This is a genomic window from Dendronalium phyllosphericum CENA369, from assembly GCF_016056275.1.
Classification (GTDB): Bacteria; Cyanobacteriota; Cyanobacteriia; order Cyanobacteriales; family Nostocaceae; genus Dendronalium; species Dendronalium phyllosphericum.
The window spans coordinates 1-10,781 of the sequence record NZ_JAECZA010000116.1 but is presented as its reverse complement, the minus strand read 5'-3'; the positions used below and the strand labels follow the sequence as shown (position 1 = coordinate 10,781).

The following is a 10,781-nucleotide window of genomic DNA, read 5'->3' as shown; positions in this document are numbered from 1 at the left end:
GACAGCCCTCATCCCCCTCATCTCCCTCATCCTCCTCATCTCCCTCATCTCTCCCCGCCTCCCCAAGGCTGGCACAATCGAGAGTGCAAACTGCCATAGACTGGTTAAACCAGGGGTTACAGTTAATTCAAACGGGAAGGGTACAAGATGCAATCGCAGCTTTTAACCAAGCAACCCAACTCGATCCAAATTTAGCGGCAGCACATTACAATTTAGGGCTAGCGCTGCGACAAACCGGACAATTAAAGCCAGCAGCAGAAGCATTTTATCGAGCAACTCAAGCCGATCCTAAATTTGCCTTAGCCTTTGCCAATTTAGGCGGAGCATTGTTAGAAGGAAATAATTTACAGCAAGCAAACGATTACTTACAACGAGCCTTGGAACTCGACCCCAAACTCGGTTTTGCTCACTATAATTTAGGATTGGTACGAGAGCAACAAGGAAATTGGGAACAGGCGATCGCATCTTTTAAAAAAGCAATGGAATATAGTAAAAATGCGCCAGAGCCTCCCTACCATATTGGTATGTGTTATCTCCAACAAGGTAAACTCGACCAAGCCAGAGAAGCATTCCGTCAGGCACTAAGAATTAATCCTAAATATCCAGAAGCTCACTATAATCTAGGCACAATTTGGTTTAGTAAAGGCAAATTAATAGAAGCATTAGAAGCTTTTAGAAAATCAGCCCAAGCTAACTCTAACTATCCTAATGCTTATTATGGCGCTGGGTTAGTTTTTATGCAGCAAAAGCAATTTGCAGAAGCAGCGCAAGTATTCCAATACGCCAGAGATTTATACAATGCCCAAAATAATCCTCAATGGGCGAATAATGCCGCACAATTGTTGCAACAAGCACAAAATTTAAAACGTTGATTGTTGACTGTTAACTGTTGGCTGGGAAAGAAGTTTTCATTATTGTGCTGTAAATGTTAGTTCATAAATATCTCCAACAGTTATCAGTCATCAGCGAACAACTAAATTACCAACCTCGCTGAGGCGCGATGCTTGCAGATTGCGTAACATAAGATTATTGGGTGAATTGGCTGGTGTGGTGTGAACTAGTCCCAATTGAAATGGAAACGTACATGCAAAAGCGCTTCAAGAGTCGATTTTTATTTTGCGATCGCTGGCTCGATCGACATGCGATCGTTCGCAATATGGAGGCTTTCCAAGACTTAATTGTGATTGTCTTGTGTTTGGGTTTGTTCGCCGTCATGGTGATACAGTTGTGGGGAATAATCGTTGCTGTCACGCAGCCACTAGACTATAAAGCGGTGACTTCAAAAATACTATTCGTATTAATTTTGGTGGAGTTATTTCGACTTTTAATGGTGTATTTGCAAGAGCATAGCATCGCTGTTGGGGTAGCAGTTGAAGTCACAATTGTATCTGTACTGCGAGAGATAGTTGTTCACGGTGCGCTAGAAATTTCTGGCATTCATACAGCTGCAATTTGTGGGTTATTGTTAATTCTAGGTGGGTTATTAATAGTGTGTGCTAAAACCCCACACATGGATTGCATAAGTGCAAACACCAAGTTATGTCCTATTGTTCCTCAAGCAAATAAAGAACGGCAAAACGAACTGGAATTTCAATATTCACGCCGCTATGATGAGCATCAACCTCTAGGGTAAAAGTGAGGAGTGAGAAAGAAATTTCATACCCTAGTTGTGCGATTATTCACATGAGATTCTAGTTTGCCAACGGGATTTATGGGTGTTCGTGGTACAAATAGACCAATAGGAGGTCATTCTCTGGCTAGATAAACTCAGCCATGAGTAGCAATATCGAACTTCTATCGATTGAGGCTGCTTACGCAGCCTTTGTACTTTTTTCTACGCTTTTGGGCAGATGAATGGCTCTATTAGTACGAGTAAAAATTAATTGGAAACCTTAAACAGGGTAAATTTATGACTACAGGTAACGGACATTCCCAAGAACCCATTAGCAACCTAGAGTACGATTTTCTCACTGTACTGCATAATAAAGCTGAAGCTGTTAGAGCATACGATACTTACATCAAAGATGCACAACAAGCTAACTCTCAGCCTTGTGTAGAATTGTTCCAAAAATTGCGGCAGTCTGATATAGAGCAAGCACAACAAATTCGCCATCATCTGCAAGAAGTAATGCAACACGGTAAAATGTAGAATTGGCAAATTAGAAGCGGCAAGCAGCAGTTGCTATTAAACAACTGATTTCTATCTGCTTGCTGCATTTTACTAACAATTGTTGACTGATAATAGATGACTGGCGAGGAGATAGAGAAATGAGCAAAATGAAGAAGACTAGGAGAATAACTATTAACTACTGACAACTGACAACTGACAACTGACTTTTGACTAAATTATGCACCACGCTTCTATTCGGACTGCGGATATTCATCGAGCGATCGCCTTTTATGAAATATTGGGGTTTACAGTCTGCGAACGCTTCACTACAGGCTACACCCTTGCGTGCTGGATGGAAGGATTAGGCGGCAGAATTGAACTCATCCAAATTCCCGAACCCAAACCAGCGCCGGATGCATTTACAGACGAACACTACGTAGGCTACTATCATCTGTCATTTGACTTAACTGGAATGACAGCAGATTTACCTAGTTGGTTGACAAATATTAAAGAACGTGTAGCATTAGCAGCCCAGAGTCAACCAGAAAAATTACAACCGCTGAAAGTGCTTTTAGAACCGACACAGCAGCAGATAGGCGATCGCATTTGGGAAGTTGCTTTTATTGCTGACGCTGACGGTCTACCCCTAGAATTTATCCGATTGTTAGCGAAACTGAGCTAAATTAGCTGGTTTCTTTATAGATTTTTCTTATTTAGCAATTTTTCTCTGGTAGTGTTGCCGATGTGACAGATTACTCCCAAAGATTACACTGTTCTCATCATTGCCAATAAATCTGCAAACAGATTTATATATCTACCAAAAAAATGTTTGTATCTTCTGTTGGGTATCGTTATCGTTTTTCATTACTATTATTAACTCTTTGGCTGATTGCAGTATTTCTTTTCGGCGGTAAACCTGCTAATAGCAACTATGCAGCCTCATCCGGAGGCGTTAATACTCAAGAAAAATCAATTGCAAATAATATCAAACATTTATCATTGACACAAACCGTCCAAAAGACAGTTTTAGAAAATGGTTTAACTGTCTTAATTAAAGAGGTGCATACTGCACCAGTTGTAAGCGTACAAATGTGGTATAAAATTGGCTCCCGCAACGAAGAACCAGGAGTCAATGGCATTGCCCACCAACTAGAACACATGATGTTTAAAGGCACGAAAAACCGTCCAATTCAATTTGGACAATTGTTTAGTGCTTTAGGCAGTGACTCCAACGCCTTTACCAACTACGATCAAACTGCATATTACGGTACTGTAGAACGGGACAAGCTCAAAGCACTACTGATACTAGAAGCAGATAGAATGCAAAATGCTCTAATTGATAGCGAGCAATTAGCAAACGAAAAGCGGGTAGTAATTTCTGAGTTACAAGGTTATGAAAATAGCCCAGAATATCGCCTCAACCGCGCCGTCATGCGGGCAGTGTTTCCTAATCATGCTTATGGGTTGCCTATAGGTGGCACTAAAGCAGATGTCGAGAAGTTCCAAGTCGAACAAGTACGCAAGTATTATCGTAATTTCTACAATCCCAATAACGCCGTTTTAACGATCGTTGGAGATGTGCAAGCTAGACAAACCCTCAATACAGTTAAAGAGATTTTTGGCAAAATACCAAAGAGTCAGGAGGCAGAGGGGCAGAGGGGCAGAGGAGCAGAGGAGCAGAGGGGCAGAGGGGCAGAGGAGCAGAGGGGCAGAGGAGCAGAGGAGCAGAGGGGTAGAGGGGCAGAGGAGCAGAGGGGTAGAGGAGCAGAGGGGCACAGAGAGAACTTCTTACTCAAGACTCAGTACTCCCAACTCAGCACTCAGCACTCAGCACTCAGCACTCCTATAGTCTTACGAGAACAGGGAGCAGCGGCACTGTTGCAAGTTGTGTATCCATTACCAAATGTAAATCACCCAGATATCCCTGCATTAGATGTCATGGATTACGTCTTGACAGGAGGACGAAATTCTCATCTCTATCAAGCATTAGTGGATTCAGGTTTAGCAAGTGACATTACAGCTTCTGTTGCCAGCCTGCGGGAATCAAGCTGGTACGAATTGTTAATGACAGCAAATGCCGAATCAGATTTGACAAAAATTAACTCGGTATTGAGTGATGCGATCGCTAATCTAGGCAAAACTGGGGTGAAATTAGAAGAAGTAGAACGAGCCAAAACACAGTTAGAAGCTGCGGTAATTTTGAGTAACCGCGATCTCACCAGTCAGGCAATGCAATTAGGTAACGATCAGACAACTGCTGGTGATTATCGCTTTACAGACCGCTATTTAGCGGCTGTCCGCCAAGTGAGTGCGGCGGATGTTATGAAGGTGTTAAACAAATATCTCAAACCAGAAGTTCGGACAGTGGGCTTTTTTGAACCAACTTTCAATCAGACAAAAGAAGTTACTAACCAACCACAATTAACAAAAACTACAGAAAATTTATCTGTTGGCCCGCCTCCACCTCCATCAGAGATTGCGAAGTACTTACCACCTGTAGATAAGACAATAAATACTATCAAGACAGGGCTACCACAACAATTTACATTAGCTAACGGTCTGCAAGTCTTATTACTACCTGACAAAACTACTCCCACTGTCACTTTAAGCGGACAGATCAAAGCAGGTACAGAATTCGACCCAGAAGATCGAGCCGGACTAGCATCTTTAGTAGCAGATAACTTGATGAGTGGTACTAAAACAAAAGATGCTTTGACTCTTGCTAAAACCTTGGAAGAACGAGGAGCTACTCTCGATTTTACAGCTCGCTGCGAAGGTATGCGTATTGAAGGTAACAGTTTAGCTTGGGACTTGCCTACCTTGATTCAAACATTGGCAGATGTCATCAAAAATAGTACATTTCCGGAAAAAGAGTTAGAACTGAATCGCCAACAAGCTTTAACATCTCTCAAACTCGAATTAGACGATCCCACAGAAGTAGCAAAAAGAATATTTATCCAATCTGTTTATCCGAAAAAACACCCCTTACACACTTTTCCTACAGAGGAAAGTTTAGAACAGATTAAGCGCGAAGATGCGATCGCTTTCAAGGCAAAACATTACCGTCCAGATACCACAGTGCTAGTGCTGGTAGGAGATTTTCAGCCTGCTAAAGTGCGATCGCTCATCAGCAAAGAGTTTGGTAACTGGCAAGTTAGCGGTCAACCACCAAAGCTAGAATATCCCACAGTGTCAACACCAGAAAAAGTAGTGCGCGTCAACCCAGTTCTACCAGGGAAAGTCCAGGCTATTACTTATATGGGTTACACCGGGATTAACCGTCGAGATCCCAGATTTTATGCAACTTTGGTGTTAAATCAGATTTTAGGAGGCGATACCCTATCTAGTAGGCTAGGAGCAGAAATCCGCGATCGCCTAGGTTTGTCCTACGGAATTTACAGCTACTTCCAAGCTCAAAGAAATGTTGGTACATTTTGGATTGAAATGCAAACTAGTCCAGAAGATACAAATAGGGCGATCACCAGCACTAATCAACTACTACAGCAAATACATCAACAAGGTGTCACTTCACTAGATGTAGATATGGCCAAGCGCACGCTGATTAGTAGCTATAACGTTTCTTTAGCAAACCCAGAAGAATTAACAAATATAATTTTGAAGAATCAGGTGTACGAAATGGATGCATCAGAAGTGCGTTCATTTACTCAAAAAATCCAGCAAGTCACCCTTGCTCAAGTCAATCAAACAGCTCGTGAGTTACTGCATCCAGATCGAATTGTGGTGGTAACTGCTGGCCCTAGTCTTTTATAGCGAAGTGCTGAGGAGCCAGCGCTGTGCGGTGAATCAGTGCTGCGGAGAGAAGCGCCGTGCGGGGGTTCCCCCCGTTGAGGAGCCACTGCGCTGGACGGGTTTCCCGGCTTGAAGCAAGTGGCGTGCGACTGGCGTTGCTGAGTCACCGAAGTTTGCAAGGGCGGGGGGAACCCTCCGAAGTTGCTCCACTTTGCCCCCCTGCTCTTATACTTCGTACAGGTTTAATGCTGCTAGAAGTTCCAAAACAACCCCATTTGTCCAGCCGAAGCCGATTTCGTTGGAGCTGTATCCAAAGCAGATTTCGTCAGAAACTTTGGCAGAACAGCGTTCTACATCGTATTTTTCGACGATAGTGCCGTAACGCTGGAATTCCTCAACTACCATAGTCAGGAACTTAAGAGCAATACGATCGCCCTCTTCATGATACCCGTAGCGGTGTAGTCCTTGGACAGCAACCATCGTTAGCGGGGCCCAACCAAAAGGTGCATCCCACTGATTACCAGTGACGCGAGTACTGGTAAAAATTCCTCCTGGGGCTTCAAATAAGGAGAGATTTTCGACGACGCGCTGGGCTTGTGCATCTGAAGCTATACCCAGCCACAGGGGATAGAATGTGGTGGCAAATTCATAGCGGCGGCGTTTTCCGGTCTGGAAATGATAATCCAGATAAAGTCCTTTTTCTTCATCCCAAAGGCAGCGGTCAATGCGATCGCGGCGGATATCTGCTCGGCCGCGCCATTGCTTGGCTATTTCTTCGTTCCCTAAAATATTGTATATTTGTGCCAAGTCCTGTTCCATTTGATAAAGCAGACTGTTGAGGCACACGGGAGCGTAGTGGAGAATATCAATACTGAAAGGGCCAAACCGATTAGTGATATCAAAGCCCGACTCGCGCATGGTGCGATCGCCTTTGTAAAACAGGTTGGTTAGTTTGTCATTCTCGCGATCGTAGAACAGAGTGACATCATAATCCTCAATTTCAAATCTTTGGTAATACTCTTTGACGCGATCGTAATGGCTGCGTCCTTCTTCATCCCGCTCGGAAAACAAGACTTCTGGCGCGGGGCCTTCGCCAAAAGCATAAAATCGAGACAAACCTGTAGCGGGATTCAAGTGAGGCGGTACTACCCAGTAGTAGTAAAACTGCTCTAACATTGGTAAGGTTGACTTGAGCCACTCTGCATCCTGGGTGTGTTGGAACAGCGCCAGCACCATCATGCTGAGAACGGGTGGCTGCGATCGCGACAGCATGTAAGTCCGGTTGGCATTGAGGATAGTGCCGTAATGCTGCACCTGATACAGTAACTGATCTACTTGGCTTTGCGCCAGTTCCGATTCTCCATCGCGCAACAGCCCCAGTAATATAAAGTAGCTGTCCCAACCGTACATTTCGTTAAAACGTCCACCAGGCACGACATAAGGCCCTGGCAGGTACAGCAACCCATGCTGTTTAATCGCCTCAACTTCAGTTGGTAGAGTGCGAATTTCAAGTTGTTGCATATCCTTTGCAGATAGCGATCGCTCTAGTACAGACTGAACGTTAGGAGTTTCTTCTGAGGGCGAAATATATACAATCCAGCGACTTTCTTTTTTGTGTTCTAGCTTGGTATCCTTTGCAGATTGCAACAGGTGTTCGTGCGATCGCGTCAAGGTTTTCCAAGTCCGTTTGATATACGCCCGCACAGCGTCAATCTGCGCGGTAGTGAATGGCGATGAAGTTTTGGGAGATTTAGTAGTCAAGTCGCTTCGCTCCAATTCGTAATTGATAATTCGTAATTCGTAATTACCCCACGCATAAATGCGCTTTCTTAAACAATGAGCTACGCATTGAATGTGTCTCCATTAATAAATTAAGGAGTTTGTACCATCAATTACGAATTAGTAATTATTTGGTCATAATCTTATCTTTACTTGGGAAGTGGAGAGTAAGGAGTAAAGAGCAGGAAAAGCAGAGGAAGAACAATAACTATTGCCTATTGCTTTCTAACAACTGACAACTGACTCTTGTACAGACAAGGGTTAATCGCGTCTCTACGACAACTAACTCCTCACCCCTAACTCCTTACTCAGCACTAACTAACAGGGCAACTGGAAAATCGGCGAGGGCTGCGCCAATAGGTAGCGTTCCTGTCGTCTTTAAGAGTTGCTCGGTTAAAACGTTTTTCCAGGCTGAGGAAGTGCCACTAGGTAATTGCAGGTGTGTATCTTGCCATACCGATTCGCCTAAAGGATTCTCTCCAGGCTGAATCAGGCTAGTCAAAAAGCGAGGCGCGATCGCAATTGCGGTTCGATCGCCTTGTCGCCGGGCAAAAGCGAGGATGCGATCGGCATGGGTTCCTTTGATTTCTAATGGCAGATAGTCACCTTCTTGGAATAGTGAGAGATAGTCAGTTCTGGCTTTGAGTAGTTGGGCTGTTAAAAATAGTTTGATTCTGCCATCTGTTTTGTCGTTGAGCAATTCTTGAATTAGTTTCAGAATGTCTGTCTCGATCTGTTCGCGGATAGCGCTTAAGTAAGCACGTCGCTGCTCAAAATCCACTGGACGACGGTTGTCTGGATCGACTAGACTTAGTTCCCAGAGTTCTGTTCCCTGATAGAAGTCAGGTACGCCGGGTGCAATCGTCTTCAATAAAGTCTGGGAAAGGGAATTGAACATCCCATAGTAGGCAATTCGCTCTTGAAAGGGGCGAAAGGCTGCTAAAAATTGCTCAGATATTGAAGGATCTAATATTTTATCAATAAAGGAGGCACATGCTTCTTCGTACTCGCTATCGGGTCGCAACCATGCTGTGTGTACTTTCGCTTCCCGAATCGCTTTAATCATGTAATCTTTTACTCGTTCCACCAAGGATGATTGTTCGCGATCGTCAAAGGGAAATGCGCCTACCAAAGTTTGATAGAGAAAATACTCATCGTTGCGGTCGGGCATAGCAAACCCATGGCGATCGCTGCGACGATCTTGATTGAGATAACTCCAAGTATTCACCTGCTGTTCCCACTCTTGGGGAAGTTCAGATAGCACATTAATCCTGGCTCGTAAGTCTTCGCCGCGCTTGGTATCGTGGGTGGCTGTACCATTCATTGTGTGCGGCCAGTTTGCTTGGTGCTTTCGGTTAAAAGTATGGAATTCGGCTGCGGAAATTCCAAAATGACTGGGATTTCCCCCAACTTCATTGAGCGACAGCAAGCGATTATAAACATATAGGGTAGTGTCTTCTACGCCTTTCGCCATCAACGGCCCGCTGTATTGCTGCATCCTCAAGACAAAGTATATCCATTGTTCGCGTTCTGTCTGGGTCAGAGAGTCATCAAACTCCAGCAGCATCAGCTTTTCAATAAAGGTCAGCTCGTTTTGCAATAGAGGCGTTTGTTCTCTGGCTTGACGAATTACTTCCTGGATACAGGCGCGATCGCTATCTGATATTCCATCTGCGGTGATGTAAGTGCGATAAATCGGAAACAGCGTTAAAACTTCCGCGATCGCTCGTTTTAATCCATTCAAAGTAAAGTCATTGCCATAGCGATATTTACTAGAAATATTCTTAAGCAATACAGATAGATTATCAATGTCTCCTGCTAAATTTTTCTCCAGAATTAAATGCTTTTTCTCCTTAACCAAAGATGCATAACTTACCGACGAATTGATAAAAGCATGGTAAATTTTATCGAATGCCGATTGATTTTCTGTTTGACAGAAAACTCCATTTACATAATTTAAAAAATCATATCCTGATGTCCCTTGAATATCCCAATTTTCTGGCAAGTCTTCGGTAAGTTCCAAGATTTTTTCAACTGTGATGTAAACATCACCCATATTCTCCCGCAATCTTTCCAGATACTGTAACGGGTTATAAAGACCATCAATATGGTCAATTCGTAAACCTGTAAATTTACCTTCTGCAACTAGCTGGTGAATCAAAGAATGGGTATTATTAAACACGCGCATTTCTTCTACTTTCACAGAAATGAGTTCGTTGACAGTAAAGAAACGGCGGTAGTTCATTTCTTCCGCTCCAACTTTCCAGAAGGAGAGACGGTAGAATTGCTCTCTTAATAATTCATCTAATAAGTTAAAGCTATCTGAATTGCCCGGCTCACCATTAAATATTTTGAGATTTTCCTCAATAAATTCATGGATAGCATCGTTTGTATTGTAGAGTTCCCAAATCAATCCTTTAATAAATGCGATTTGGTCTTGTCGCTGTTTGCCGACCACTTCTGAAGGCACATTTTTCAGAATGTAGAGAATCCCTAATAACTTGATGAAATCGGGATGATTGCGTCCTAGAGTGCGGGTGATTTTGCCTAAATTGTAAGTCAGAAATTTGGTATAGGACTCTAACCGCAACGGTAATTTTAAACTGTAATAGTTGACAGTTAAACCAGTTTGTGAATATTGCAGTTGAATATCACCTTTTTCCAGGGATACACCGTAGAAATCTCCTAATAGCGGCGCGAGAATTCGCTCTTGGCGATCGCCAAAGGGAACATTCCAACTGAGGTCGAAGTAGTCGGTATAGTCAGAATCTGGCCCGTGTTCCAATATATCCATTAAATAATGGTTTTCGCTGCTATAAGCCATGTGGTTGGGCACAATGTCTTGCAACCAACCCATACCAAGTGATTGGAGTTTGCTGACTAATGCCTCAAATGCTTCAGTAGTTCCTAGTTCTGGGTTGAGTTGAGCAGCATCTACTACATCATAACCATGAGTACTACCAGAGCGCGCCCAGAAAATCGGCGAAGCATACAAATCAGAAATGCCTAAATCTGCCAAATAAGCCGCGATCGCTTGAGCATTTTCAAAGCCAAACTGAGGAGTGAATTGAATTCGATAAGTTGCTGTGGGGATTCGCATGGATTTGTTTCTGGGATTGGGGATTGGGGACTGGGGATTGGG

The 10,781-nt window shown here is 43.5% G+C and carries 7 protein-coding genes; 5 read left to right on the top strand and 2 right to left on the bottom strand.

What is annotated here, in order from left to right; translation table 11 throughout:
• From I8752_RS19905 to I8752_RS19885, 5 genes are all read left to right on the top strand, one after another.
• Nucleotides 1-872, top strand: an 872-nt coding sequence (locus tag I8752_RS19905) for a tetratricopeptide repeat protein (protein WP_214434029.1), incomplete at its 5' end; no start/stop codon positions are given.
• Between the two features lie 212 nt (nucleotides 873-1,084).
• A complete protein-coding gene (locus tag I8752_RS19900; RefSeq protein ID WP_214434028.1) occupies nucleotides 1,085-1,633 on the top strand; it encodes a phosphate-starvation-inducible PsiE family protein in 549 nt (182 codons plus the stop codon).
• A gap of 276 nt (nucleotides 1,634-1,909) precedes the next feature.
• Nucleotides 1,910-2,149: a hypothetical protein gene (locus I8752_RS19895; protein WP_214434027.1), complete on the top strand. Its 240-nt coding sequence runs from the start codon at nucleotides 1,910-1,912 to the stop codon at nucleotides 2,147-2,149.
• A 199-nt stretch (nucleotides 2,150-2,348) separates the two neighbouring features.
• Entirely contained in the window at nucleotides 2,349-2,792 is a 444-nt protein-coding gene (locus tag I8752_RS19890) for a VOC family protein (protein ID WP_214434026.1), read from the top strand.
• A gap of 143 nt (nucleotides 2,793-2,935) precedes the next feature.
• Nucleotides 2,936-5,881: a M16 family metallopeptidase gene (locus tag I8752_RS19885; RefSeq protein ID WP_214434025.1), complete on the top strand. Its 2,946-nt coding sequence runs from the start codon at nucleotides 2,936-2,938 to the stop codon at nucleotides 5,879-5,881.
• 204 nt (nucleotides 5,882-6,085) lie between these two features.
• Here the strand turns inward: I8752_RS19885 and I8752_RS19880 are convergent, their stop codons facing one another.
• The gene (locus I8752_RS19880) at nucleotides 6,086-7,621 is read right to left on the bottom strand and encodes a trehalase family glycosidase (protein WP_214434024.1); all 1,536 of its coding nucleotides are present in this window, start codon (nucleotides 7,619-7,621) and stop codon (nucleotides 6,086-6,088) included.
• A gap of 322 nt (nucleotides 7,622-7,943) precedes the next feature.
• Nucleotides 7,944-10,739 carry a malto-oligosyltrehalose synthase gene (gene treY / locus I8752_RS19875; protein ID WP_214434030.1) on the bottom strand — a complete coding sequence of 932 codons (2,796 nt, stop codon included), beginning with the start codon at nucleotides 10,737-10,739 and terminating at the stop codon, nucleotides 7,944-7,946.
• Nucleotides 10,740-10,781: the final 42 nt, after the last annotated feature.